Source organism: Klebsiella sp. B345, from assembly GCF_051131735.1.
GTDB lineage: Bacteria > Pseudomonadota > Gammaproteobacteria > Enterobacterales > Enterobacteriaceae > Klebsiella.
Genome location: NZ_CP180443.1, coordinates 5,091,348 through 5,116,561, shown reverse-complemented (window position 1 = coordinate 5,116,561; position 25,214 = coordinate 5,091,348). Strand labels below are relative to the sequence as shown.

Below are 25,214 nucleotides of genomic sequence, written 5' to 3'. Positions count from 1 at the left end.
GCTGGAAATCTATGGTCGGGCTGTAGTCTCCCGTTCTTTGCCGCACAGCTGGAGTAATACCCTGTGAAAAACATGATGCAAAGCGTCCTTATCCTGGGTGCCAGCGGGCAGATTGCCTGCCATGTTATCGACCAGCTGGCGGATAAACCGGGCGTCACACAGACGTTATTTGCCCGTCAGCCAGAGAAAATCACCCAGCCCCACCCGGCTAATAGCCGGATTATCATGGGCGATGTGTTAAACCATGCGGCGCTGGAACAGGCTATGGTGGGTCAGGATGTGGTTTACGCCAATCTGACCGGCGAGGATTTAGATCTTCAGGCGAAGGCGGTGATTGCGGCGATGAAAATCGCTGGCGTAAGACGCCTGATATTCGTCCTTTCTCTCGGTATTTATGATGAAGTCCCGGGAAAATTCGGCGAGTGGAATAACACCACTATTGGCGAACCTCTCAGGCCATTCCGCCGTGCGGCTGATGCGATTGAAGCCTCCGGGCTGGATTACACTATCCTGCGACCGGCCTGGCTGACGGATGAAGATACGATTGATTATGAACTCACTACCCGCAATGAGCCGTTCAAAGGCACGGTGGTATCCCGCAAAAGCGTTGCCGCATTAATCGCCGATATGATTGATAAACCTGAAAAACACATTGGTGAAAATATCGGTGTTAACCAGCCCGGGACCGACGCCGACAAGCCGTACTTTATGTAAATCAATTATGCCCTTTTACCCGTACAGCTTGTATTGCAGTACGGGTTCTTAAACTTATTAAGGTGAAATAAGATGAATCGTGTTTGGTTTATAACCGGTGCGGCCCGCGGTATGGGGGGACATATAGCGAAAGCCGCTTTGCAGCAGGGAGATAGTGTGGTGGCAACGGGGCGTAATATGGACAAATTACGCCAAATATTCAGCGGCGGAGAATATTGAGCTGCTGGCGCTTGATGTTCGCTATGAGCACCAGGCTAAGGTTGCTGTAGATGCCGCTATTCGCCGTTTCGGGTGAATTGATATTCTGGTTTTCGCTCACCGCTGACCTTCGCAGCAGTCAGCTCACTACCACATTCAGACGTTGAAACAATCATGTCTCTGTTGCGTCATGAAACAGATGACGACTGATGGTTATCTTCGTAAGGTAAGCGATAATTCGAAAGATCAAGACGGGGTAATCATGAGCAGATTTCTGGGAAAACGCATACTTATCACCGGCGGTACCAGCGGCATGGGATTCGCAGGTGCTCAGCGTATTGTCCGTGAGGGCGGTCATGTGGCCATCACAGGGCTTAATGAAGAACGGCTTGAACATGCCCGTAGTCTGCTACCTGAGACATCACTTATCCTCAAAAGTGATGCTGCCAGCGAAGCGGATATCGAAAAACTGCAAATGGATATCAGCCGCTGGGGCTCGCTTGACGGGCTATGGCTTAATGCCGGCTTCGCAGAAGTAGGTACGCCGGAATCTGTGACGGCTGATGCTTTCAACCACATGATGAATACTAACGTCCGGGGTCCGATGCTGCAGCTTGCCGCACTCTCCGCCTCACTCAATTCAGGAGCATCTGTTCTGGTCACCTCATCCTCTTCTGTCTATGAAGGTGCCGCAATGACAAGCCTCTATGCTGCAACTAAAGGCGCCGTTGTCGCCATGGTTAAAAGCTGGGCCTCTGCGCTGGCCGTACGTGGTATACGGGCCAATACCCTGGTGCCAGGTCCGATTGAAACGAACTTTAGACATTTTATGCCGGAAGAGTCGCGTCAGCAGTTTGAAGATTTTGTGGTCAGCCAGGTCCCTCTTGGTAGGGCAGGAACAGCAGAAGAAGCCGCTGCTGTTGCACTCTTTCTGCTTTCTGATGATGCATCCTATGTCACCGGCAGCCAGTACGCCGTGGATGGCGGGCTGGTGCATTACTAGATTTAGCAATAACGGCATCATTTCCTGAAGTTAGATTTTTTCCTGATTGACGCGGAGCGAAAGCTCCTCGTGCGTTTCCTTTCGTTCGCTGTAGCGGTCTGCCAGATAATCCCTCTGCCCTTTCAGTAACAAGGTTATCTTAAACAGCGCCTCAGACACATCGACCACCCGATCGTACCAGGGCGAGGGTTTCATTCGTCCATTTTCATCAAACTCTTGCCAGGCTTTAGCCACTGAGGACTGGTTAGGGATAGTGAACATTCGCATCCATCGGCCCAGAATTCGCATCTGGTTCACGGCATTGAAGGATTGCGAGCCCCCGCAAACCTGCATCACCGCAAGCGTTTTGCCCTGCGAAGGACGAACGGCACCTTCACTTAACGGTATCCAGTCAATCTGCGCCTTCATAACCGCGCTCATTGCTCCATGCCGCTCCGGTGAACTCCATACCATCCCGTCGCACCATCTGACCAGTTCACGCAGTTCGATGACTTTATGGTGCGTATCTGGTGAATCATCTGGCAAGGGCAAGCCGGAGGGATTAAACATTCTGACCTCCGCCCCCATTGCCATCAGCAGGCGGCCGGCTTCCTCCGCGGCAAAGCGGCTGTAGGAACGGTCTCTTACTGAGCCATACAAAATCAGGAACCGCGGCGGTTCCTGTTGTTTCAGGTGTTCCGCGATCTGTTGATCAAAGCATCCCGCGTTCAGGGCAGGAAATTGAACCATTTTTTCTCCTCCAGACGGTTGTGGTGATGTCAAACCTGTCACATATGATTTACCATATATGAACCCTAAAGGAAACGGAGTGATAAATGCTACAACCTGTTCAGCTTTTCAAAACTCTGGCAGATGAAACGCGTCTGACTATTGTCATGCTTCTCCGGGAAGCTGGAGAGCTTTGCGTCTGCGACATCTGCGCGGTCACTAGCGAGTCACAACCCAAAATCTCACGGCACATGGCTATTCTTCGTGAGTCCGGGCTGGTACTCGATCGTCGGGAAGGCAAATGGATCCACTATCGTCTGTCCCCCCACATGCCGGCATGGGCAGCAGAAGTCATCACAACGTCCTGGCAATGTCTGCGGGATGATGTGCGCGAGCGATTGGAAAAATCGGCCTGTAGCGCCTGCTAAGTGCGCAATCACATGCACATAATCACATATACTGGAGCCTGAAATGTTGTTGGCCGCAAGCCTCTTTTTACTGACCCTGGTGCTGGTCATCTGGCAGCCCAGAGGCCTCAGCATTGGCTGGAGCGCAAGTATCGGAGCCGCGCTGGCGTTGGCCACCGGGGTCATCCACGTTGGGGATATCCCCATCGTCTGGAATATCGTCTGGAACGCGACGGCGGCATTTATCGCGGTGATCATTATCAGCCTGCTGCTTGATGAATCAGGCTTCTTCGAATGGGCTGCGCTACATGTCGCCCGCTGGGGAAACGGACGAGGCCGGCTGTTGTTTACCTGGATAGTGCTGCTCGGTGCGGCCGTTGCTGCACTGTTTGCCAATGACGGTGCGGCGTTGATCCTGACGCCGATTGTCATCGCCATGCTGCTCGCACTGGGGTTCAGCGCAAGGTCGACGCTGGCCTTTGTTATCGCGGCGGGCTTTATCGCGGATACCGCCAGTTTGCCGTTGATAGTCTCTAACCTCGTGAATATCGTCTCGGCGGATTTCTTCAATCTTGGCTTTACCCGGTATGCCTCTGTGATGGTCCCGGTGAACCTGGCCGCCATTGCCGCCACCCTGATCATGCTGCATCTCTTCTTTCGCAAAGATATTCCTGCAACGTATGACATTACGCTGCTGAAAGCACCGCCCAGTGCGATCAAGGATCCGGCAACGTTCAGGGCGGGCTGGGTGGTGTTGTTATTCCTTTTAATGGGGTTCTTTATTCTGGAACCGCTGGGCATCCCCGTCAGCGCAATAGCAGCCACCGGCGCGGCAGTGCTTATGGTGGTGGCGAAAAGAGGCCATGTTATTAATACCGGGAAAGTTCTGCGCGGTGCCCCCTGGCAGATCGTGATTTTCTCGCTGGGTATGTATCTGGTGGTGTATGGGCTTCGCAATGCGGGGCTCACGGAGCATCTTTCATGGGTGCTGAACCAACTGGCCGACAAGGGGTTATGGGTTGCAACGTTCGGCACCGGTTTTCTCACCGCGTTGATGTCGTCGGTGATGAACAATATGCCGACGGTGCTGATTGGCGCGCTGTCGATTGACGGCAGCACGGCAACGGGTGTCATCAAAGAGGCGATGATTTTTGCCAATATCGTCGGCTGCGATTTAGGCCCGAAAATTACGCCAATTGGCAGCCTGGCCACCCTGCTGTGGCTACATGTGCTGGCACAGAAAAATATGACTATCTCCTGGGGATATTACTTCCGCACTGGCGTCATCATGACCCTGCCGGTGCTGTTTGTTACGCTGGCCGCGCTGGGATGGCGGCTCTCTGTCACTTTGTCGTGAGATACTGGAATGAGCAATATTATTATCTATCACAACCCGGCCTGTGGTACCTCGCGTAACACGCTGGCGTTAATCCGCAACAGCGGAGTGGAGCCGGAAGTGATCCTTTACCTTGAAGCACCACCGACACGTAATGAGTTGGTCACGCTGATTGCCGACATGGGTATCACGGCACGGGATCTTCTGCGCAAGAACGTGGAGCCTTATGAACAACTGGGGCTTGATGAAGACACGTTCTCCGAAGAGCAGTTGATCGATTTTATGCATCAGTACCCGATACTGATTAATCGCCCTGTGGTTGTCACTCCCCTAGGTACCCGTCTTTGCCGCCCTTCAGAAATTGTGCTGGATATTCTTCCCGATGGTCAGAAAGGCGCGTTTACCAAAGAGGATGGTGAAGCCGTGGTGGACCACGCGGGGAAGCGGGTTAAATAATCGTTCCCAACATCCGCCCTCGCACCAGGAGCCTCGTCAATTTGACGGTATGGTACGAAGGTGGATGCTGTTCACGCAGTACGTAACGGTGGACTATTGTGGCCGCGCGGCCTCGTTTAGATCAGTAATGTCAGCAGGTAAAACCCCGCCGCGGTCATGATCAGTGACCCCACCACGTGCACCATGACCGAAGTGAACGCCCATAAGATGTTCCCTGCCTGTAATAAGGTGAAGACCTCGACCGAGAAGGTTGAAAAGGTGGTCAGCCCGCCACACAGACCGGTAACGATCAACAGTTTCCAGGCCGGATCAAGCTGAGGATGACGCATAAAAAATGCCATCGCGGCGCCGATGATAAAAGCCCCCAGCAGGTTAACCACTAGCGTGCCGGGCGGCAGTGACGGAAAGAAACTATTGAGCTTGATCCCAAAAAACCAGCGGATAACACACCCCACTGCCCCGCCAACCATAATTGCTACCAACTGACTCACTGCGATACTCCCTACTTTATCTCAATATATATGCTGAACCATGAGGGATACCGGATAGACCCGACATCCCCTCTGCCGATACCGCTATGACTACCGCAAGCAGTCATAACTTCACAGGTGGTAATTTTTTAAGTATAAAATTCATAGCGTTATACTTTCCCTTTGTCGTAAACATGCTTAATCAGAACATCGACGTTCAGGTGATTGATATATTCATTTGACCGGGACGTCAGCGTTCCCATAAAGCGGTTGCGGTGGCCGGCGATTACAAGGTCAACCCCCATCTCGGCGATGCACTTCTGTACATCGTCAAAACGCCGCAGGGTAACCAGCTGACGAACATCAACATGCTCAGTCACCGAGGACGTCAGCTCGCTGAACAGTGCCTTTGCCTGCAGAACCTCCTGCGAAACTGCATCATCCATCCTGCTGTCCGAAACGTAGTTCAGCTCCCGATAATCGGTGCAGATATGGGCGAGCGTGATCTTCATCTGCAGCTGACGGGCCAGCGTAACCGCCTGCGCGAGCAGGGGCACCCCGTCCTTTTTACCCTCAACGAGAACAAGTGCGTGAAGGTAACTGTTCATGACTGACTCCGATGCTGGCGGAGGAAATGGTCAAGCCACGGCAGCAGTTGCTTCTTGCGGCTGACCATGCCCGGCTGGGCGCATGAAGCCACGTGGTTCCCCTCCGGCCCGGCAAAATAGAGTGTGGAGCTACATTCCCGGATATCGGTCACCATCAGTACGATCAGCCCGGCGCCGGTGGTTACTGCCATCTGCGCCATCGCATGTTGCAGTTCCCCCAGTAAAGGAGCGACCTGATCGGGGGAGCCCACCTCCAGTTGCGCAATCCGCACATCCGTACCGGCGAGAGAAAACGCTTTGAGATCCTTATTGAGCAACTGCCCGGCAGACTGTCCGTTGATATCGGTTTTGGCGGCCAGCAGTTGCTGAACAAAGGACTGACGCTCTACCCCTGCCAGGGCGCAGAGTTCAGTGGAGATTCGGATGTCATCTTCGGTAGTCGTGGGTGAGCGCAGGTTGACGGTGTCGCTGAGCAGCGCGCCAAGCAGCAGGATCGCGTACGCCGGAAGTGTCGTGCGACGCATCTCTTCGTCCATCAGCAGCCAGAGTACCGTTGCGCTACTCCCAACCGGTTTAACCCACACTTCCGGCGGCAGCTGCGTGATCAGCCCACCCAGGCGGTGATGGTCGATAACGCCGATAATATTGCTCTGTTCAAGGTCTGCTGGCCCCTGCGTCGGCTCGGTAAAATCCACCAGCCAGACCGGTTCATCGCTCAGGGGAATATCAAGGAGGGCTGGCAGGCTCATTCCGGCGGCGGCAAAAATAAAGCGCGTCTCAGGATTCGCCTCTCCAGGCCGCCAGGCACGAGCTGGACGACCGCACCGGTTCAGCCAGTCCGCCGTTACGGTGGCCGTACAGATAGCATCGCTGTCTGGGTTAAGGTGACCAAATACATTAATCAATGGTGTATCCCCACTAAAGGGAAGTACACAGGCCGGGAAGGATTTTCGACGGCCTGACATACCTCCTGGAAATCAAGAGTCATATCAGGCGTCATCAGCCCCGAACGGGGCGGTTGGGAAAGGTGGAACGCCATCACCTTGCAAGCAGTATAGGCCAGAAAAACCTGCCTGTCAGCCGCCATATTGGCTGATTACGCCCGGTTTATCGCTATTTCCTTTAGCGCCAGCTCTCACCGCAGCTCATCTCGTCGGCGATATGGAAAGTGACGCTGCGAGTACGATATCATGACTATCGTTTAATAATCGGAGGAAGCATGGAAAGTTTGTTTGTATACGGAACCCTGGGCCCGGGTCGCCCTAATGCCCATGTTCTTGAGAATATTGGCGGCACATGGCAGGAAGGCCGCGTTGGCGGCTCGCTGCTGAACAAAGGATGGGGCGCAGAAATGGGCTATCCCGGCATTGTGCTGGACAATTCAGGCAACCACGTCGATGGTTTCCTTTTCACCTCTGCGCATCTGGGCAATCACTGGCATGTGCTGGATGAGTTCGAAGGTGCGGAATACGAACGCGTGCCGGTGGATGTCACGACAGTTGACGGTCAAACGGTGAAATCCTTCATCTACATGCTCAAGTAGTTATGCCCCAAGCCCGCGACGCGGCGGGCCAAATGAACTTTCTGAAGCAGATCACATTTTTCCCTTTCCAAATACACCGGTAAACACTGTGTGTTATTATTCATCGCGTAAATACCTTTCAACTCAACCCGAGGCTTTGATGCTGGAGAATGTCATCATCTGATAATCAGCCCCCCGACCTCTTCAGGCCGGACTGATTATCACTGCGCTGAAATCGAATGCGGACACTGCTATGTGTTTGCACGTTTTGCACATGATGATGAAACAGGTTTTCCAGTATGAATTTATCCCGTCAGGAACAACGTACCTTACACGTACTCGCCAAAGGTGGACGTATTACGCACGTCCGCGATGTATCAGGCCGCGTCACCGCCGTTGAATGCTACAGCCGAGAAGGGTTGTTGCTCTCCGACTGCACGCTCGCCGTCTTCAAAAAACTCAGAACCAAAAAACTGATTAAGTCCGTGAATGGTCAACCCTACCGCATCAATACCACCGGCTTGAGTCAGGTTCGCGCTCAGCCCGATAACCGTTAAGGAGTGGATAATGGATATCCCACGTATTTTTACCATTAGCGAAAGTGAACACCGGATCCATAACCCGTTCACGCCAGAAAAGTACGCCACGCTGGGTCGCGTGTTACCCATGCCGCCGGATGCACGTATTCTCGATCTCGGCAGCGGCTCTGGCGAGATGCTCTGCACCTGGGCGCGCGATCATGGTATTCGCGGCGTCGGCATCGACCTGAGCCCCCTCTTCACCGCCCAGGCCAGACAGCGCGCGGAGGAACTTGGCGTTAACGGACAGGTGCATTTTATCCATCACGACGCCGCCGGTTACGTTGCCGATGAAAAATGTGATGTGGCGGCCTGCATCGGCGCGACCTGGATTGCTAACGGTGTCGCCGGGACGATTAAACTGCTGTCAAAGAGCCTCAAACCCGGTGGGATCCTGCTTATCGGTGAACCTTACTGGCGACAGGTCCCCGCGACAGAAGCAATCGCCAAAGCCTGTGGTGCCAGCGCCGTGACCGATTTTCTCCCCCTTCCCGACCTTGTCGCCTCTTTTGACAAACAGGGCTATGACCTGGTGGAGATGGTGCTGGCAGATCAGGAAGGCTGGGACCGATACGAAGCGGCAAAATGGCTCACGATGCGCCGCTGGCTGGAGCAACACCCGGACGATGACTTTGCAGCGGAGATACGTACGGCGTTGACCACCGCGCCGGAGCGTCATGTACGCTGGACGAGGGAGTATGTCGGCTGGGGTGTATTTGCATTAATGGAGCGGTCATCTCAGACGGAGTGATATTGCACAACAAACTCAGCCCCGCAACCGCGGGGCTTATCGCAATCCGGCTCGTTTAATCGAAAACACCGTTGATGATTGAGGTCACAATGGCGGTACTTAATGCAATCAGCACCAGGTCATCGCCAACGGCGCGCCATTCGTAACCCGGATAATAGGGTAAATCGTTAATCATGGACGCTGGTAAGGTTTTTTTGGCAATTCCTGGAGGTAACGGCTTACCGCGCGCCAGGTTTTTTGCGATACCCGGTGGCAGCGTTTTATATCCGACGAGGCCGTAATTCACCGCAAGCGAGCGCGCGCGGGTAAAGCTGATATCAGCGTCAACATGGTCCGGTTTGCCATAGTTTTTACGGCTACCGTGGTCGGCATTCGACTTGCCTTTATCCTGCCCGTTGTTGCCGTGATTACCGCTATTACCATGCCCGTTGCCGTTACCTGGGTTTGCATAAACCGGCGCGGCCAGCACGACGAGGGATATCATGGCCGCAAGAGCAGTTTTGAGGGTTCGACGCTTTAGCATTCTGTTTATTCCGTGAGGTGCAGTACACGATGAGAATATAGGATAGGGCAATACCCTTAACAATCTCATGCTTTCTGAATTTTAAACACTTTGCGGATAGTGATAGCCGGGATAGCCTGAGCAGGTTCCCGGCCAGCACATTCACTGTGATAACGCGAATTCGATAGCCTGGCGGATTGTGACTACCTGCGCCCGGGTACACTCCTGCGGCGAAGTCGATGCGCTGTCAGGATAGACTTCCGTGGTGGTGGTAAAGGGAGCGTTGGTCACCGTAGCGCATAAATGCCAGGCGCTATTGTCATACTCAACCACGCCGTGAGTCACCACCGGATAGCCCAGCATGCTGCCTTTCTGGTCCGCCGGGGCAATATGCGTCACCGCTTCCACAGCGGAAATAATCGCACTCTGGAAGTCCAGTCTGGAATTACGCGTGTCGCTGACCAGGTAAAAACCATCAGGTACACATTCTGGCTCGTACTGCCGGCCGTCTCTGGCGGCCAGCGCCGGACTGAACTCACTTTCATCGCTATCCGTCGTTTCATGCAAATCGACGTGTACCAGGAAACGTTCCTGTACCTGCGCGATAAATGCCATCACCTTTAACGACTCTTCCGCCTGACCTTGCGGATAAAACTGCCGGTTGGGATCCACAGCATGGAAGTTCCAGCGGGCAACACGCTCGTATGCCCAGGGGCTGACACAAGGGATAACCAGCAGATTGACCGCATCGGCATAGTCGTTCTGATAGTGCGATAAAAATTCCAGCGCGCCCAGGACGCCGCTGGTTTCATAACCATGGACACCGCCGGTAATCAGCGCCACAGGCAGGCTGGGATCCCACGCTTTAGACTTTGCCGCCATTAACGGGTAGTGGTCATCGCCGTAGCGCAGTTCGCCATACTCAACAAGATCGTAGCGGTCATTGAGCGACTGCAGAACGTCAAGGACATCACTTTTATAATATCTGACGCGCGTCTGGCGCTCTCGCCACAACTGCTTTTCAGTCTCGGACCAGGGCTGCCCAGGCGTACCGATGGGATAAAACGTTTCAGTTGTCATATTTCACTCTACAGAAAAATTAATCAGTTAAGCCGCGACGACGCGCTGGCAACCAGACGGATAATACCGAGGCGCCGATAATTAACACCGCCCCTATCAGGGTTTGTCCGCCGGGTTGCTGGTGCAAGAAAATCCAGGCCAGAAGCAGAGCATACACCGGCTCAAGGACAATCATCATGGATACGGTACTCGCCTGTAGCGTACGCAAACCCCAGGTCAGCATCCAGTATGCCAGGCCAGTACACAAAACGCCCAGTAAACCAATGAAAACCAGATCGTGGCCGCTGCTATTCACCAGGCCCGCAATCCCGCCCGGGAGGGTCACCAGAGCGCAGCCCAAGCACTGCCACCAGGAGGACTGTATTGCCGTTGCCTGAACGCGCAGGTACCGATTAAAAATGATCACCAACGCATGGATAACCCCCGATCCCAGCGCCCATAGTAGCCCGGTCAGGCTGCCGGCACTTTCGCGATTCATCGGCGCGAGTATGTAGACGCCGGCAACGATCATAGCCATCAACAATATATCGAAAAACGCCGGTTTTTTATGAAACAGCGCCGCCTCAATCATAATGACAAAAGCGGGGAACGTCGCAAAACCGAGCGTACCGATCGCCACACCCCCTTCTTTAACGCCCATAAAAAAGCAAAACCAGTGGCCGGCCAGCAGTGCGCCATTGAGCAGCAGCTTACTTTTATCCCGCCAGGGAATGCCTGCTCGCGTCCTGTCGAACAGGCACAGCAGCGCCCCGAGAAAAACCAGCGCAAACATCCCTCGTCCAAATACCACCGTCGTAATATCACTGTGGATTTGCTCTCCCATCAGCGCCGATAAACCGAACAAAACCGTGCATGCCTGGATGGCGAGATAAGCTCTGACGTTGCCCATATTTCACCTCAATTATCTGTAAGGCGAATTTACCCGTCAGACCATTACCCGTAAAATGAATAATACACTGTCTTAGCATTCGATTATCGGATAGGTAATATGAGCGAACCACATCTTGAAATTAGCTGGCTAAAAACCTTTATCACCGTGGCACGCACGGGTTCGATGACTGAAGCCACCTCGTCGCTGTGCCGCTCGCAATCGGCAATCAGTATGCACATCAAAAAAATCGAGGAGACGCTGGGCCGCAAGGTGTTCAATCGTGAGGTCAGACGGCTTACCCTGACGCCCGCAGGTCAGGAGTTGCTGCTCCATGCCCAGCGCCTGCTGGGAGTTTACTCCGAGGCTATGCAGAGCCTGACGGGCTCGAACGTACAGGGAAAAATCAGCCTCGGGATCCCCGATGACTACGCCGTTCGCTACCTTCCCCAGGTGCTGAAGGCCTTCGGGGAAAAATATCCGGCGATTGAGATATCGCTTTTCTGCGAGCCTTCCCTGACCCTCATTCCGAAAATCGAGTCCGGGATGCTGGATGTGGCGATTGTCACCCGGGATATCTCCGGGCGCGGCGAGCTGCTGTTCAGCGAACAGCTGGTGTGGACTGGCATAAAAAGCACGGTCATCAAGGAGGATCACCCCTTGCCTGTTGCCGTTTATGAATATGGCAGCGAAGCGCGGAAAAAGGTGCTGGCCGCGCTTGAACAGTTACCTTCAGGGTACCGAATCGCCTACAGCAGTCCCTATGTTGCTGGTCAGATTGCCGTGGTTGAAAGTGGCATGGCGGTCGCGGTACTGACGCGCTGCAGCGTCCCGGAGCATTTGCACATCATCCATTCGGAGAAACTCCCGGCGTTACCGTCGCTGGAGGTAGTCGTGATCTCCCGGGAAAATGCGGCCAGCGCAACGCTCAATCCGCTGCTGGTCAATGAGATAAAACTTCAGCTGCAACGGTAAACGCGCCAGCTATACGCCGACGTGATGGCTCGTCAGCGCGTTACCGGCATAGCGGTGAAGCATCAGCGCCGGCGGGTCGCTGACTGGCGGTACGTTCGCGGTTCCAAACCATACGGGATTGGCCGGGCAAACGGATCCGCAGATATACGCCGGAACCCCTGCAAAAATCCCCGCGACCGGTCGGTGTACGTGCCCGGCAGAAATGGCTAACAGCCTGGCCGGCGTGTCTCTTATCACTTGCTCCAGCCCGCTCAGCCCTCTGCACATCGATTGGTCCAGGGTCGGGATGCCCGAGGGAAACAGATGATGGTGGGTAAACAGCAGCACCGGAGAGCTCTCTACGTAACGGAGTTGATTCTCCAGCCATGCCGTGTGGTTGCTCAGATCGCCATAATCCTCTGCTTCAACCGTCGAATCGAGGCCAATCAGGCGCAACGCGCCGACCTGATGAACAACGTGTAACGCCCCCGCGGATGCATCCTGCGCCCATCGATTGTCGCCCCATGTCGCTCTCATCAGATGACGATCGTCAGCGTTACCCGGCAGGATCAGCGAAGGATAATCTTGTTGCTCCAGACGCGCCGCGATCTGTTGATAGCCTTCCAGCCATTGATCATCCGTCAGGTCACCGCTTAACACCAAGGCATCCGGCCGCACATGCGCAAGCCATGTCAAAACCCGGTCAAAGCGGTGCAAATGGTCATTGCCCGGTGAAGCGTGAATATCTGAAACCTGTGCTATCAGCATAACCCCCCTCTAAACGATCTCTTCAATGGGCGCTTATCGCCACTGTCTACTCTGCGTCAGCTAAGATTATCTGATTCAGAACTGCATGCTTGAATCTAACCAGATCCGTGTGGTGATGTCAGTACATTCAGATATGGCGTGATGGTTGTGCTCTCCGCGAGAAAGATACCGGTAGCCCTTGCTATTTATACTGCCTTTGATAGTTAAGCCCATTATTGAGATAAGCCCACTCACATGCTTATCGCATTACTACCATAGGACATTAAGTCATAAAATTATTTTGTTGTTCTGCTTGTTAATGCTATCCGTTCTTTTCCCGGGCTCACCACCAGCCACACCGATACACAAACAATAAACGCGCCGAAAATAAACCCTTCATTGATAGTTTCACCCAAGAAAATATATCCCCACAGTACTGCAAAGGGGGGAATTAAAAAAGTGACCGTGAGGGATCGTAGTGGACCGATATCAGCAATGAGGCGAAAATACAGAATATAAGCAAAAGCCGTACAAATGATGCCGAGAGCCAGAACGCTTGCCCATACATCCCCTTGCGACCAGTTGATCGACGGTCCGAACAGGGTACCCCAGATAAAAAATGGCAGTAAAAATAGTGTTGCCCCAAGTTGGCTACCGAAGGCAACAATTTTTGGATCACACCCCCCTTTGTTAGCGATCCATCGTCTGGTCAGGAAGCCGGCGACACCATAGCATCCTGTAGCAACCAAACAGACGACGACTCCGGCAATCGTGTCAGATGTAGACCGGGACTCGCCAAAAGTCGTCATTACCATAATACCCACCACACCAAGTATGACCCCAATCCATTTCCGGGCTGTCAATTTTTCACCAAAAAATGCACATCCAATTAATGTCCCCATGAGTGGAGTCGTCGCATTAAGCACGGCAGAATAACCCGCAGGCAACCATTTGGCAGCAAAGCAATACATAATGAAAGGTATCCCTGAGTTAATCACACCAAGAGTCAGCGATGAGGTTAACTTACCTTCAAAATTAACCCCTCGGTTAAGGAAAAAAAGAATCACTGCGAGTCCTGCGAAGCCAAAAAATACACGCAAAAAAGCCGTATTGAACACCCCAAACTCGGGCGATGAAATTCGCATAAACAAAAAACTCGCGCCCCAAATGGCAGCCAGAAATAATAATCTAATATAATCTGCAACACGCATTTTGATACCTCTTTTTATTAAAAGAAAAATGTTGTATAGATAACTTCGCGGTACAACACATAAAAACTTTAAAAACATGCGTGACAACAGACAAACAAGTTTTTCTTTTATCATTAAGTTTAACTAACGCATATAATCGGATGAGTCATGAAACTTCCACCTTTACATGCACTTATGTGTTTTGAAGCGGCAGCGAGACATTTAAGTATGAAAAATGCTGCAGAAGAACTGTGCATTACTTCCAGTGCAGTTAGCCAGCAAATTGCCAAACTCGAAGACATAACCAATACCCGTCTCTTTATCCGCAGCCCCAGAACGCTGGAACTGACCAACGAAGCTCGCATCTATCTACGCGCGATACGTCCAGCCTTTGGTCAGATATCCGAAGCGACACAACGTCTGATGAACGAAGGTAAACCTAATAAAATTACCCTCAGTTGTACCAGTGGCTTTGCGATCCAGTGGTTACTCCCGCGTCTGCCTGGATTTGAACGAGAGAATCCCGGGGTGGAAGTGCAAATCAGCACCACGAACCGACGCGTGGATCTCTTGTCAGAAGGGATCGATTTTGCTGTCAGGCACGGCACAGGGCGTTATCCGAATCTCGAATCTGAATGTCTTCTGAACGACAGGTTGAAACCAGTTTGCAGCCCACGTCTCATCCCCCCGGATCGACCATTATCCTCACCACGCGATATCACCAAATATACCTTGCTTCATGATGAACACCGCATGGATTGGGCGCTCTGGTTTAATACGGCAGGCATGCCAAATGTCGATGCAGACAAAGGCCCCGTCTTTGTTGACTCAAATGGGGTCCTGGAGGCGGCGCTCGCAGGAAAAGGGATTGCGCTTATCCGCAGCGCGTTAGTCCGGGACGAGTTGAAAAATGGAAAACTTATCAATCCGTTAAGCAGGGATATTGATTCCCCCCTGGCGTACTATCTGGTGTATGACGAATCAGCCATTTTGCAGCGGATAAGTCGACGGTTTCGGGACTGGATCTCAGCGGCTGCTGCAGCTGACAAAAATGAATACCCTGCCTGAACGGCCAGGGTAAGGATGTCAAAACAAATGATAAAACCCACCGCCGCATTCTGATGAGTTGCATGGGTATCGACTGAATCTGACACGGAATGGTCCGTTTTTAGAGGCCGTCACGCTGACGCTGAGTTAGCGGTTAACACCGTGGCGCGCCCCTTGTCACTGCCAAAAAACTCGCCATGATAAAAAATATGCAAAAGATTCTCCCGTGAATGGGAGCGATCGGCTCCGCCATTAAATTCTACAGCGCTCGTGATGTACGGTGGTGTGCAATACATTTCACCATCAGTGAATAGATGTCAGACGTCATCGTCTTCTTTCTTCTATTTCATAGCTGGAGCTGATACCCCACCAATAATATCAAGTCACAAATATCAATTAAAACTGAAACCTGATTGAAATATTCAATCCGTAGACTCCGGCACCTCATGATTAACTCAAAATAAGATACCAAATGATTAACAAGACTATATTTTCCGCTATAGCTAGTACCACCTTGTTTTTTACATCACATGCCGCCATTGCTCTGGAAATAAACTTTGAGCACAAATATGAGGACATTTCAAAAGAACATACGGATGAGGTGGAAATCTCCCATAATTTTGATTCAGGCATCGGCATTGGTAGTAAATTAAAATTCCATCCAGAGGAGAAATCAAATGGTGATGCTGGGGATTTTTTCGATCGCCGAAAACTCAGCGATAAAGAATTCAAAGTCAACTACACTCAAAAAATAACCAGCAAGTTTAGTATTGAGCCAGGAATGACCTTCACCATTAAAGAAGACGAAGAGAAATACAAGCCTTCAATCAAATTTAAGTATCGCCTGTTTGATTCAACAAAACTCGCTCTACGCTATCGTAAAGAAATCAGCGATCGTGATGAGAAACCCACCAAACGAGTTGACAGAATCGATGCTGAAATATCACAAGAGATCGGTGATTTCAAATTAAGCTATACCTTTACCGGGTACCATGGCAATGAAAACTTGTATAATAACAAACATTCAGATATTGAACATGAGTTTGAAATCGGCTATCAACTCAGCCGACATTTCTCACCTTATATTGGGGTTAAAAATATCGCCGTTTCGAAAAGCTCTGCCGAGCGGCAAACGGAATTTATTACCGGCATCACTTACGAATTTTAAAGACGGGGAACACGCAAATGAAGAAGTTACTGGCCTTATCACTGCTGCTTACCAGCCTGATACCCGCGTCGTATGCGGCTGCCGCAGAGAGTCCACGCTATGAACTTGAAAAGGTCGTGATGCTCAGTCGCCACGGCGTTCGTCCGCAAACAGATACTGCAGGACTGGAAGAAGCCACCGGGAGAAAATGGCCACAGTGGAGTGTTCCTGACGGATTTCTGACCGGACATGGTTATGCCGGGATGCTGGCTCAGGGCGCATGGCAGCTGGAAAACTGGCGCTCACGCGGACTAATGCTCGGTCATGAAGGGCGCTGCCCTATGCCTGGGAAAGTGTGGCTGTGGGCAGCCCCCGACCAGCGAACGAAAGCGACCGGTGTCGCCCTGCTGGACGGTATGTTCCCAGGCTGCGGCGTTGCGGTTCACACCTCTGAACATCAGCAAGACCCACTCTTTGATACCATTGAAATGGGCATTGCCAAACCGAACGAACAGCTCGTCTATCAGCAAGTGCGCGAAAGAACAGGCTCTTCCATTGAGGCACAAAAGAAGTATGCAGCCGCAGTCGCTGATTTACGCCGCGCAGTCTGTACCGATGAGCAAAAGAGTTGCGAATTCCTGGATAAAGCCTGGGAAGTAAAAATAAATGATAAAGGGAAGGCAAAATTAAGCGGACCGGTATCAAAAGGCGCATCGATTGGTGAAACCATCCGGCTGCAATACAGCGAGAACTTACCATTATCCGACGTTGCCTTTGGACATGCCCGCAATGCCCAGGAGGTGAATAAATTAATGGCCTTGCATGCCGCAAAGTATGATTTGGTGAGTAACACCATGGAATATGCTCGTCACGGTGGCTCGATATTAATGCGTCAACTAATTGGTGCATTATCCTCCGAAGTCAATCCTGATAATAATGCCAACAGCCCGACCCAATGGCACAGCCCGTTAATTATTTTCGTCGGCCATGACAGCAACATTTCGCAAATCCAGACAATGCTCGGTTTTAACTGGCAGTTGCCGGACTACCCTCGAAATGATATTCCACCTGGCGGTAGTTTAATTATGGCTCGCTACCTTGATAAACAGACGGGAGAAAGATGGGTTCAACTGACATTCAGTGCCAGAACATTGGATCAGTGGCGTCAACTTTCTCCGCTCAATATGCACAACCCCCTTCCGGTAGCCGAATTTACTCATGCCGGGTGCCATAAAACGGCTATCGGCGTGTTGTGCCCACTAAAGACTTTCGTGAGTCTGGCCGAGAAAAATATGGTGAGTGATGGTGAGAACGTCAGCGTATTTCAATAACGATAAGTGCCTCCCCGAGGGGTAAGTTCTTCGCCACAGAATTGACAGCCAATAATCCTGTTTGCGCTGTGGTTAATCGCCCTTCTATTTCCCCCCCGTGCTCATCGGGGGGAGAAATAATCTCGAAAATATTTGCACATAGGTGCAAACAATTCGCAAAACTGTCACATTCCGCCGATATATTCCTGACTGTCTTTCACAGCCAGGGGTAACCCCGTGTCTTACCAATACGAAATCAGCCACCGTCGTGCCGTATGGCCCAAACTCCGCCACACGCTGTCAATCATCAAACAAGAGCCCGCTAATCTGCTGGGGGCGCTGCTGTTGCTGCTGTTTAGTTGGATAATTCTCGCGCCAGTCGTTTCCGTGTTATTGAATGCCGTGCTGGTGCAAAGTGGTGACGAGGGTCGTATCGGGGCAGCGGAAGGCGATCTTACCGCCTGGTACATACTGCGCACGCTGACCTCACGGATGTCCGACCTGCTGCTCTGGACACCACTGCTTAATACGCTGGCCGTCGCCTTCACCACCGTAGCGACCGCGCTGGTGGTCGGCGTCTCGCTGGCATGGCTTATTCACCGGACAGATATTGCTGGCAGAAAAGGATTTGCCACCCTACTTATCGTGCCGTTTATGCTGCCCTCCTGGACCTTTGCCCTGGCCTGGAACACGCTATTCAAAAACCACGCCATTGGCGGCCAACCGGGATGGCTCGAGGCGATGGGGGTCCAGACGCCGGACTGGGTAGCCTATGGCTACTTCCCGATCGTCGCGATCATGGTACTGCACTACACCCCGCTGGTGATCCTGATTGTGGGCAACGCCCTCAAACGGATGGACAGCCAGATGGAAGAGTGCGCCCGGGTACTCGGCGCTTCACGTTCGGCGATTGCCTTTAAAATCATCATTCCACTCGTGCGTCCGGCACTGCTTTCCGCCGCGCTGCTCATTTTCGCCGACTGCATCGGCGAGTTCGCCCTCCCCTATATCCTCGGGTTGCCGGTGCATTTCGATACGCTTTCCACCGGGCTGTACCGGGCAATTGGGACGCGTCAGTCCGGCGTCGCGGCCGTCATCGCGACGGTAATTATGCTGATGGGCATGCTGACCCTGATACTGGATATGAAAATGCTGCGCGAGGCAAAACGCTTTGTCACGGTAGGGGGAAAAGGTGTGATGGAACGCCGCCGCAGCCTGGGCCGCTGGCGTACTGCCGCCGGGGCACTGCCGCTGGCCTTCGTGCTGCTGGGCGTGGCTATCCCGCTATTAACCCTGTTTTTGTCCACGGTGATGATCCTGCCAGGCCGCTTTAACGCCGATAACTTCACGCTTGCCTACTGGATCGGTCATAACCTCGACACCGTCGCGCTACATAACGGCATTTTGCTGTCGCCAGAGTTCTGGCAAGCCGCCGGAAATACCTTACTGATCGTGGGTTCAGCATCCATCGCCTGCGGCATACTCGGCCTGCTGGTCGGTTACGCCGTCATGCGCAGCCACTTTCGTTGGATGTCTGCCCTGCTGCGCCAGCTGACGTTTTTGCCCTATCTGGTGCCCGGTATCGCCTTTGCCGCCGCGTTTCTTTCACTCTTCGCCGTAGCGCGTGGGCCGGTGCCTGCGTTGTACGGAACACCACTTATTCTGGTACTGGCCCTCATCGCCGAAAAAATGCCTTACGCCAGCCGCTCCGGGATTGCGGCGATGACCCAGTTAGGCAAAGAAGCAGAAGAAGCGGCACGCATCGCCGGTGCCGGATGGTTCGCCCGTATCCGCCGTATCGTTATTCCTATTCAGGCCGCACCGCTGGCGACCGGGATCCTGCTGCCGTTTATCTCGGGCATTAAAGGCGTCAGCCTGTTCGTCATACTGGCCACCCCTGCGACGGACGTTTTGACCACCTGGTCTCTACGTCTGATTGACTACAACTACCAGCAGGCGGCCAACGCCGTCGTGCTGATGATAGCCCTGATTTCATGGGCCGGTACCGTGATGATCCAAAAGATCACCGGTACCGGTCTGGCTGATGGTCTGGAGAAATAAGATGCCTACGATCCAGTTAACGAATTTGACGAAAACCTACCCTGGTAGTGATGCCCCAGCAGTTAACCATATCAATCTGATGGTGAAAGACGGCGAGTTTATGTGCCTGTTAGGGCCCTCCGGCTGTGGCAAAACCACCATCCTGCGGATGATTGCCGGCATTGAGCACGCCAGCAGCGGTGAAATCCGTATCGCCGATAAGGTTGTAGACTCGGTCGACCGCGGCACCTATGTCCCCCCAGAAAAACGGGGGATCGGGCTGGTCTTCCAAAGTTATGCCCTATGGCCGCACATGACCGTTGAGCAGAATGTGGATTTTGGCTTGCGCCTGCAAAAAGTGTCCACCGAAGAGCGCCTCGCCCGCTGTCAGGACGTCATGGAAAAACTGCGCATTGCTGATTACGCCAAACGCTACCCGGCACAACTCTCCGGTGGCCAGCAACAACGGGTTGCCCTCGCCCGCATGCTGGCGGTAAACCCAGGGGTTTTGCTGCTGGATGAACCGCTCTCTAATCTGGATGCCACCCTACGCCTTGAGATGCGCGCCGAGTTACGTCGACTTCATGAAACCTTTGGCACCACCATTGTATTTGTCAGCCACGACCAGTGGGAGGCGATGACGCTGGCCACGACCATTGCGGTGATGAGCGCCGGGCACATGCAGCAGGTGGGGACACCAGATGAAATATATGCCACCCCGGCAAATCGTTTTGTTGCCGAGTTTATTGGCACCCCGCGCTTGAATATGATCCCACTTCACCATCCAGGTAGCGAGCTGGCACGGCACCTGCAGCAGCGGTTTACCCTGCACGACCAGACCCGACACTGCGGCATCCGCCCAGAAGAGATAGTACTCAGCGATGAGGCTGCCTCCAATGGCATTCCCATGACTATCGATAACATTATGCCTACCGGCGGTAGCTGGGTGATCGAGCTGGTCAGCGGTGAGGATCGCCTGTTCCACTCTACGCAGCTTCGACCGCGCTGGCAGGCGCGCCAACAGGTGCACTGCCAGCTACCGACGTCTTCCCTGCACTTCTTTAATCACCACGGGTTACGTCACGACGTTTCCGCCAGTTAACCGAAATTGACCTCTTAAGGATCCCCATGAAGCGTAACTTAACTGCCTTGTTTATCGCCTGCGCCCTGTTGAACAGCACTGCCGCCCGTGCCGAAAACGCCGATGTCGAGGCGCTGCTAGCAGCCGCGAAACAGGAGCAGCCGATAACCGTTTATGCCTCTACCGGCAAAATCGTGGAGCAGGCAAAAGCCTTTAGCAAACAATATGGCTTACAGGCCAACGGGGTGAAGGCCGATGCCCCACAGATTATTGAAATTATGAGCCGGGAAGCCCAGGCCAACAACGTCCGGGCTGATGTAGCCATTGTGGAGGATGCGCCAGCAGGGATAGCTCAACTGCTAAAAAAAGGCTATGTCCAGAGCTGGATCCCTGAGGACTTGAAAGGCCATATTGCTGCACGCTATCAGGACCCGCTGACCGTGGTGCTGGCGCCAAATGTGTTTGCTTATAACACTGCACATCACAGCACGTGTCCGATAACGAATATCTGGCAGTTGACCGAAACGCAATGGCGCGGCCGCATCGCCATGCAAGATCCCACCAGCAAACCGGCCTATACCGACTGGTTCAGCCAGATGGAGACCCACTATGACCAGCAGGTGCGCGACGCTTACCAGCAAGCCTTTGGCAAGCCGCTGCAAACCAATGAGCCATCCGCTACGGCGGCGTTTGTCAAAGCGCTGGCCGGCAATGGCGTCTTGCTGACTCATTCTGATAACGACGCCGCCTCCGCTATCGGCGCACCGGACGGTAAGACCGACTTTGTTGGCCTGATCTCTACCGCAAAATTCCGCGACAACAAACAGGGGATGAAGCTGGGACTGTGCGGCGAACTGAAGCCATTTATTGGCTGGAATTACCCCAGCCTCGGCGTCATTGCCACCGGCAGTAAAAGCCCGAATACCGCCAGATTATTTATGCGCTACCTGCTGACTGCAGAAGGGATTGCACCGCAGGGCATTGACGGAAAAATGTCCACCAACTCGACCGTCGCCTTGCCGGCGAATGAAGCATCCGGCATTGAGAAATATCGCGGCGCGCTGATGGAGTATCTGACCTCCACTGCGCAGGAGGACTGGAAAAGCCGCCAGGACTGGCAGGATATCTGGAGCCTGAACTATAAAAAGTAGTTCCCATTGATGATCAACAGGCACCTCTCTTTCATTGACAACAGGCAACGTATTTTGACCACTATCGATATTGAACAGCGCGAAGCCGCACTCAAACGCATTATTGTCGACGCCGGGGATACCGCCCTGCGTTTTTTCCTCTCTCGTAAAGCCGGCGAGTATGAACTAAAGGGTCACCAGGATATTCTGACCGAGGCCGATACTTTCGTTGAAGCGCTAATTCGGGATGCGCTCGGCAGTATGTTCCCTCAGGACACGATCCTTGGTGAAGAGGCAGCCTGCCAGCCCGACAGCGCAGAGAGCCTGTGGGTCGTAGATCCGATTGACGGCACCGCCAACTTTGCCCGCGGGATTGCTCATTTTTGTGTCTGCATCGCCTGGGTTCGTGACGGCATTACCGAGCTCGGAGCCATTTATAACCCGGTCAGCCAGGAACTGTATCTGGCTCGCCGCGGCCACTACGCGCTGAAAAATGACCAGCCGCTGCACTGCGCTACGGTTAGCGACTCCCGTCGGGCCGCCGTAGAACTAGGCTGGTCTGCGCGCCATAGCCAGCGCAACTATCTTGAAGTGATGTCCGCTCTCCTTAATCTGGGTACCAGCGTCCGCCGCGGCGGTTCCGGGGCGCTGGCGCTGGCGTGGGTGGCGGAGGGCCGTACCGACGGCTATATCGAGATTCATATGAATGCCTGGGACTGTCTGGCGGGGCTGCTGCTGGTAAGGGAAGCCGGTGGTAAAATCGGTGCCGTTCCCGATAACGCGGAGGGTATCTTCAACGGCCTGCCCGTCCTGGCAGCCGCGCCGGGCATCGCCGACGATCTGGCTCGTGCGTCAGGGATCCCGCTGGCGGCCGGCTCCCTTCCTCCGGCGACGGCAACGCTTGGGGACAAAGGCTACCTTCGTCCTCCTGTCAGTCTGATTGTGGAAGATTTTCCGGGTTGGGGCGTGGACATCTATATCGGCGGCTCCAGCGGGGTAAGCGATGTTGCACTGCTGGCAGCTCATGATATTGGTGTCGTGATTAACTGTGCGGTAAACCTCGATATTGACTGGGTGACGGTGCCGGAGAGCGGTGCGACGCCCCCTCTTCTCACCTTCGGTTCGGGCCCGGTGCGCTACTACAAACTGGGGCTGGTCGATGGCGACGGCAATGCGCCGGAGATGCTGCATGCGGGCTACCAGCTGATGCGTTCAGCGCTGTTGCAGCAGATTCCAGAAAAGGCCTCTTACCGCAACCGCAAGCGGGGCAATATCCTCGTTAACTGTCGTGGTGGGCGCAGCCGTTCTGTGGCTCTGGTGGCATTGTTCATGCACCTGGAGTGCCCCAGCCGCTTCCCGACACTCGATGACGCCATCGCATTGATCCGTGATAAACGCCAACTCCATCCGGATGAATGGTTTGAAACACCGAAGCCGTCGCTGATCCGTCTGGCGGAACATGCCATTCTGCGTGAACGGTCATGCAGCGCAGTGGAACACTGTAATGAGTCATAATAACCAGAACAAGACCACCGGTTTTGCCAGCGCCACCGAGGTGGCGCGTCTGGCGGGCGTCTCCCGTTCAGCGGTGTCACGTACGTTCACACCGGGCCGCAGCGTTTCCGAGGAAACTCGCCGTAAAGTGCTGGCCGCAGCCGAGGTGCTTAATTACCACGTCAACCATCTGGCCCGCGGTTTGTCCAAGGAAGCCAGTCGTCCGGTCTGTATTTTGGGTGGCAATCTCGCCTCCCCTTATCAGTCAAGTTTGTTGGACCATCTGACTCGCCGCCTCAATAAAGCAGGGCGCGCGGTAATGGTGATCAACACTGATGAGGGCGAAGTCAGCGCCCGGGAAGCGTTGCAGCAGACGCTGAACTATCGCTCCACGGCGACAATTGTGCTGTCGGGAAAGCCTCCTGAGTCACTGATCCAGCTCTGTTTGCAAAGCGGGCAACAGGTCATATTAATCAACCGTATGGGGCAATTTCCCAGCGCAGAGAACATTGATATTGACTACCGTACGACGATGACGGAGGCGCTTGACCATCTGATAGCGGCAGAGTGCCACCATCTGGCGCTGGTTTCCTCCTCCGCGCGATCGCCAAGTATGGTGATCCGCGAAACGCGCTTTTTGGACGCCGCCGCCGCCGCCGGCCGTGATGTCGCGTTCATTAGCCCAGGCACAACCAGTTATCAGACCGGCGTGCTTGCCGCGCGCGAATTGCTAAGCCAGGCGACACCTCCTGACGGCGTTTTCTGCGTCACTGACCTTATCGCCTGCGGCTTCATTGACGCCGCACGTCACGAGTTTGGTTTACGTATTCCGCAAGATATTTGCGTGATCGGCTTCGATGATATCGAACAGGCCAGTTGGCAGGGCTATCAGCTTACCACCTTCTCTCAGCCGCTGGCTGAGATGGCGAAAGCCGCTTGTGAACGGATTCTTTCCCCTGCCGGGGACCACCCAGGGAGCCAGTATTTTGATGCACGCCTGGTCAAGCGCAAAACGCTGCGTGAACCGGGCCAGGACGGTTAATCACCATATGGCTTCGTATCAGCCAGACGGTCGTTTTTCAACCGATACCGCCTATACATGCAGTGCCGTTATTTCGGGAGATGATTAACAATACAGATTGTGTCGTTCAGACTCACTCACGACCAAAATATATTGAGCAATGAAGCTGCGAGGTTAACAGAAGTGTTCTGCATATTCATTTCGTAAATATATATAGCCAATGGATGACAACCTGCAGGTCGCCGACAACTGAGCGAGCCCCGGTGAACTTACTTAAGTCAGAGATTTGGGTGAGTGATGGCAGTTGAAAGACGACGGGTATAACAGCAACAAATATTAGTCGCACAGACAATGGCAATCCCGCTCATCTTAATCGCAGCCCCTGCTAAGATGAGCGGGAAGATGATTACTTTGGCTGTTCGATGTTCTCTGCGATACGGCGCAGATATTCATTATTCTTGAAAGCAATCATGATCAGCTCAAAAGCGACCCGGCAGCCAATCAAACTGAAAATAGTGCCAAAGAATCCTGCGATGAATTGCCCGTTAAACATAGAAAAAACGCCGCCAACGATGATAATCACCATTAGCAACCAATACAGAAACACCAACACTTTAGGTGTAATCAAATGGTCAAAACCCAAGAGGACTTTCATTTTAACTCCTGTAAAAAATAAACTTCATCCAAAAGAAAAATGAATATACGAAGAACATTTCAAAATGTAAATATTTATTATTCCAATACTGTACTTTCAGAAGAGAGAAATTTTACACCTACCAATTGGCAACGATTTGAAAGCAAAAATAACGGGAGCCAAATAGGCTCCCGTTATTGTTTAACCCAGTAACTGGA

The 25,214-nt window shown here is 53.2% G+C and carries 28 protein-coding genes and 1 riboswitch; of the genes, 18 read left to right on the top strand and 10 right to left on the bottom strand.

The annotated features are described in order from the left end of the window. Positions 1-75: 75 nt before the first annotated feature. The 3 genes from ACMYSO_RS23975 to ACMYSO_RS23965 all read left to right on the top strand — a co-directional run bounded on the left by ACMYSO_RS23975 (position 76) and on the right by ACMYSO_RS23965 (position 1,915). The gene (locus ACMYSO_RS23975; protein WP_434670867.1) at positions 76-714 is read left to right on the top strand and encodes an SDR family oxidoreductase; all 639 of its coding nucleotides are present in this window, start codon (positions 76-78) and stop codon (positions 712-714) included. 72 nt (positions 715-786) lie between these two features. Next, positions 787-933, top strand: a complete 147-nt coding sequence (locus ACMYSO_RS23970) for an SDR family NAD(P)-dependent oxidoreductase (RefSeq protein WP_434668540.1) — start codon at positions 787-789, stop codon at positions 931-933. 241 nt (positions 934-1,174) lie between these two features. After that, complete coding sequence (locus ACMYSO_RS23965) at positions 1,175-1,915, top strand: SDR family oxidoreductase (protein WP_434670866.1); 741 nt, start codon at positions 1,175-1,177, stop codon at positions 1,913-1,915. 30 nt (positions 1,916-1,945) lie between these two features. On the opposite strand, the gene arsH is transcribed toward ACMYSO_RS23965, so the two are convergent. Continuing rightward, complete coding sequence (gene arsH / locus ACMYSO_RS23960) at positions 1,946-2,644, bottom strand: arsenical resistance protein ArsH (RefSeq protein WP_434668539.1); 699 nt, start codon at positions 2,642-2,644, stop codon at positions 1,946-1,948. A gap of 86 nt (positions 2,645-2,730) precedes the next feature. Here arsH and ACMYSO_RS23955 point away from each other — a divergent pair, with 86 nt between their 5' ends. From ACMYSO_RS23955 to arsC, 3 genes are read left to right on the top strand one after another with little or no spacing between them, the layout of a single operon-like run. Continuing rightward, complete coding sequence (locus ACMYSO_RS23955) at positions 2,731-3,051, top strand: metalloregulator ArsR/SmtB family transcription factor (RefSeq protein WP_434668537.1); 321 nt, start codon at positions 2,731-2,733, stop codon at positions 3,049-3,051. A gap of 43 nt (positions 3,052-3,094) precedes the next feature. Beyond that, positions 3,095-4,387, top strand: coding sequence for an arsenic transporter (locus ACMYSO_RS23950; RefSeq protein WP_434668535.1), 1,293 nt, complete (start codon positions 3,095-3,097; stop codon positions 4,385-4,387). A gap of 9 nt (positions 4,388-4,396) precedes the next feature. Continuing rightward, complete coding sequence (gene arsC, locus ACMYSO_RS23945; protein WP_434668533.1) at positions 4,397-4,822, top strand: glutaredoxin-dependent arsenate reductase; 426 nt, start codon at positions 4,397-4,399, stop codon at positions 4,820-4,822. A 116-nt stretch (positions 4,823-4,938) separates the two neighbouring features. Here the strand turns inward: arsC and crcB are convergent, their stop codons facing one another. The 3 genes from crcB to ACMYSO_RS23930 all read right to left on the bottom strand — a co-directional run bounded on the left by crcB (position 4,939) and on the right by ACMYSO_RS23930 (position 6,805). Further along, positions 4,939-5,292 carry a fluoride efflux transporter CrcB gene (gene crcB, locus ACMYSO_RS23940; RefSeq protein ID WP_434670865.1) on the bottom strand — a complete coding sequence of 118 codons (354 nt, stop codon included), beginning with the start codon at positions 5,290-5,292 and terminating at the stop codon, positions 4,939-4,941. 170 nt (positions 5,293-5,462) lie between these two features. Beyond that, a complete protein-coding gene (locus ACMYSO_RS23935; RefSeq protein ID WP_434668531.1) occupies positions 5,463-5,900 on the bottom strand; it encodes a universal stress protein in 438 nt (145 codons plus the stop codon). After that, complete coding sequence (locus ACMYSO_RS23930; protein WP_434670864.1) at positions 5,897-6,805, bottom strand: DHHA2 domain-containing protein; 909 nt, start codon at positions 6,803-6,805, stop codon at positions 5,897-5,899. Before ACMYSO_RS23930 ends, ACMYSO_RS23935 begins: the two co-directional genes overlap by 4 nt. A 78-nt stretch (positions 6,806-6,883) precedes the next feature. Continuing rightward, positions 6,884-6,952, bottom strand: a riboswitch (Fluoride riboswitch). Between the two features lie 167 nt (positions 6,953-7,119). Here ACMYSO_RS23930 and ACMYSO_RS23925 point away from each other — a divergent pair. The 3 genes from ACMYSO_RS23925 to ACMYSO_RS23915 all read left to right on the top strand — a co-directional run bounded on the left by ACMYSO_RS23925 (position 7,120) and on the right by ACMYSO_RS23915 (position 8,751). Continuing rightward, positions 7,120-7,443, top strand: coding sequence for a gamma-glutamylcyclotransferase family protein (locus tag ACMYSO_RS23925; protein ID WP_434585417.1), 324 nt, complete (start codon positions 7,120-7,122; stop codon positions 7,441-7,443). A gap of 278 nt (positions 7,444-7,721) precedes the next feature. Then, positions 7,722-7,979 (top strand): YjhX family toxin, encoded by a 258-nt coding sequence (locus ACMYSO_RS23920; RefSeq protein WP_434585418.1) that lies wholly within the window; start codon positions 7,722-7,724, stop codon positions 7,977-7,979. Between the two features lie 10 nt (positions 7,980-7,989). Further along, the gene (locus ACMYSO_RS23915) at positions 7,990-8,751 is read left to right on the top strand and encodes an SAM-dependent methyltransferase (RefSeq protein ID WP_434668529.1); all 762 of its coding nucleotides are present in this window, start codon (positions 7,990-7,992) and stop codon (positions 8,749-8,751) included. A gap of 55 nt (positions 8,752-8,806) precedes the next feature. Here the strand turns inward: ACMYSO_RS23915 and ACMYSO_RS23910 are convergent, their stop codons facing one another. From ACMYSO_RS23910 to ACMYSO_RS23900, 3 genes are all read right to left on the bottom strand, one after another. Beyond that, entirely contained in the window at positions 8,807-9,274 is a 468-nt protein-coding gene (locus ACMYSO_RS23910) for an anti-virulence regulator CigR family protein (RefSeq protein WP_434668527.1), read from the bottom strand. Between the two features lie 141 nt (positions 9,275-9,415). After that, on the bottom strand, positions 9,416-10,333 hold the full coding sequence (locus ACMYSO_RS23905) for a M14 family metallopeptidase (protein WP_434668525.1): 918 nt from the start codon (positions 10,331-10,333) through the stop codon (positions 9,416-9,418). A gap of 19 nt (positions 10,334-10,352) precedes the next feature. Then, positions 10,353-11,222 (bottom strand): DMT family transporter, encoded by an 870-nt coding sequence (locus tag ACMYSO_RS23900; protein WP_434668523.1) that lies wholly within the window; start codon positions 11,220-11,222, stop codon positions 10,353-10,355. Positions 11,223-11,321: 99 nt separating this feature from the next. On the opposite strand from ACMYSO_RS23900, the gene ACMYSO_RS23895 reads away from it, so the two are divergent. Beyond that, positions 11,322-12,176, top strand: coding sequence for a LysR family transcriptional regulator (locus ACMYSO_RS23895; RefSeq protein ID WP_434668521.1), 855 nt, complete (start codon positions 11,322-11,324; stop codon positions 12,174-12,176). Between the two features lie 9 nt (positions 12,177-12,185). Here ACMYSO_RS23895 and ACMYSO_RS23890 read toward each other — a convergent pair whose 3' ends face one another. Together ACMYSO_RS23890 and ACMYSO_RS23885 are read right to left on the bottom strand one after the other, a co-directional pair. Then, positions 12,186-12,923 (bottom strand): metallophosphoesterase, encoded by a 738-nt coding sequence (locus tag ACMYSO_RS23890; protein WP_434668519.1) that lies wholly within the window; start codon positions 12,921-12,923, stop codon positions 12,186-12,188. Positions 12,924-13,198: 275 nt separating this feature from the next. Further along, the gene (locus tag ACMYSO_RS23885) at positions 13,199-14,113 is read right to left on the bottom strand and encodes a DMT family transporter (protein WP_434668517.1); all 915 of its coding nucleotides are present in this window, start codon (positions 14,111-14,113) and stop codon (positions 13,199-13,201) included. A 147-nt stretch (positions 14,114-14,260) separates the two neighbouring features. Between ACMYSO_RS23885 and gcvA the strand changes: the two genes are divergently transcribed. The 8 genes from gcvA (at position 14,261) to ACMYSO_RS23845 (ending at position 24,383) form a co-directional block, all read left to right on the top strand. Further along, the gene (gene gcvA / locus ACMYSO_RS23880; RefSeq protein ID WP_434668515.1) at positions 14,261-15,160 is read left to right on the top strand and encodes a transcriptional regulator GcvA; all 900 of its coding nucleotides are present in this window, start codon (positions 14,261-14,263) and stop codon (positions 15,158-15,160) included. A gap of 451 nt (positions 15,161-15,611) precedes the next feature. Then, positions 15,612-16,307 (top strand): oligogalacturonate-specific porin KdgM family protein, encoded by a 696-nt coding sequence (locus ACMYSO_RS23875; protein WP_434668513.1) that lies wholly within the window; start codon positions 15,612-15,614, stop codon positions 16,305-16,307. 17 nt (positions 16,308-16,324) lie between these two features. Further along, positions 16,325-17,617, top strand: a complete 1,293-nt coding sequence (locus tag ACMYSO_RS23870) for a histidine-type phosphatase (protein WP_434668512.1) — start codon at positions 16,325-16,327, stop codon at positions 17,615-17,617. 216 nt (positions 17,618-17,833) lie between these two features. Beyond that, positions 17,834-19,657, top strand: a complete 1,824-nt coding sequence (locus tag ACMYSO_RS23865; protein WP_434668510.1) for an ABC transporter permease — start codon at positions 17,834-17,836, stop codon at positions 19,655-19,657. A gap of 1 nt (position 19,658) precedes the next feature. Further along, entirely contained in the window at positions 19,659-20,738 is a 1,080-nt protein-coding gene (locus ACMYSO_RS23860; RefSeq protein ID WP_434668508.1) for an ABC transporter ATP-binding protein, read from the top strand. A 26-nt stretch (positions 20,739-20,764) separates the two neighbouring features. Then, positions 20,765-21,868 carry an ABC transporter substrate-binding protein gene (locus ACMYSO_RS23855; protein WP_434668506.1) on the top strand — a complete coding sequence of 368 codons (1,104 nt, stop codon included), beginning with the start codon at positions 20,765-20,767 and terminating at the stop codon, positions 21,866-21,868. Between the two features lie 54 nt (positions 21,869-21,922). Then, complete coding sequence (locus ACMYSO_RS23850) at positions 21,923-23,362, top strand: inositol monophosphatase family protein (protein WP_434668505.1); 1,440 nt, start codon at positions 21,923-21,925, stop codon at positions 23,360-23,362. Then, positions 23,352-24,383 carry a LacI family DNA-binding transcriptional regulator gene (locus ACMYSO_RS23845; protein ID WP_434668503.1) on the top strand — a complete coding sequence of 344 codons (1,032 nt, stop codon included), beginning with the start codon at positions 23,352-23,354 and terminating at the stop codon, positions 24,381-24,383. The genes ACMYSO_RS23850 and ACMYSO_RS23845 overlap by 11 nt, the downstream gene beginning before the upstream one ends. A 385-nt stretch (positions 24,384-24,768) precedes the next feature. Here ACMYSO_RS23845 and ACMYSO_RS23840 read toward each other — a convergent pair whose 3' ends face one another. Next, positions 24,769-25,017, bottom strand: coding sequence for a DUF4282 domain-containing protein (locus tag ACMYSO_RS23840; protein ID WP_434668501.1), 249 nt, complete (start codon positions 25,015-25,017; stop codon positions 24,769-24,771). Positions 25,018-25,214 lie beyond the last annotated feature (197 nt).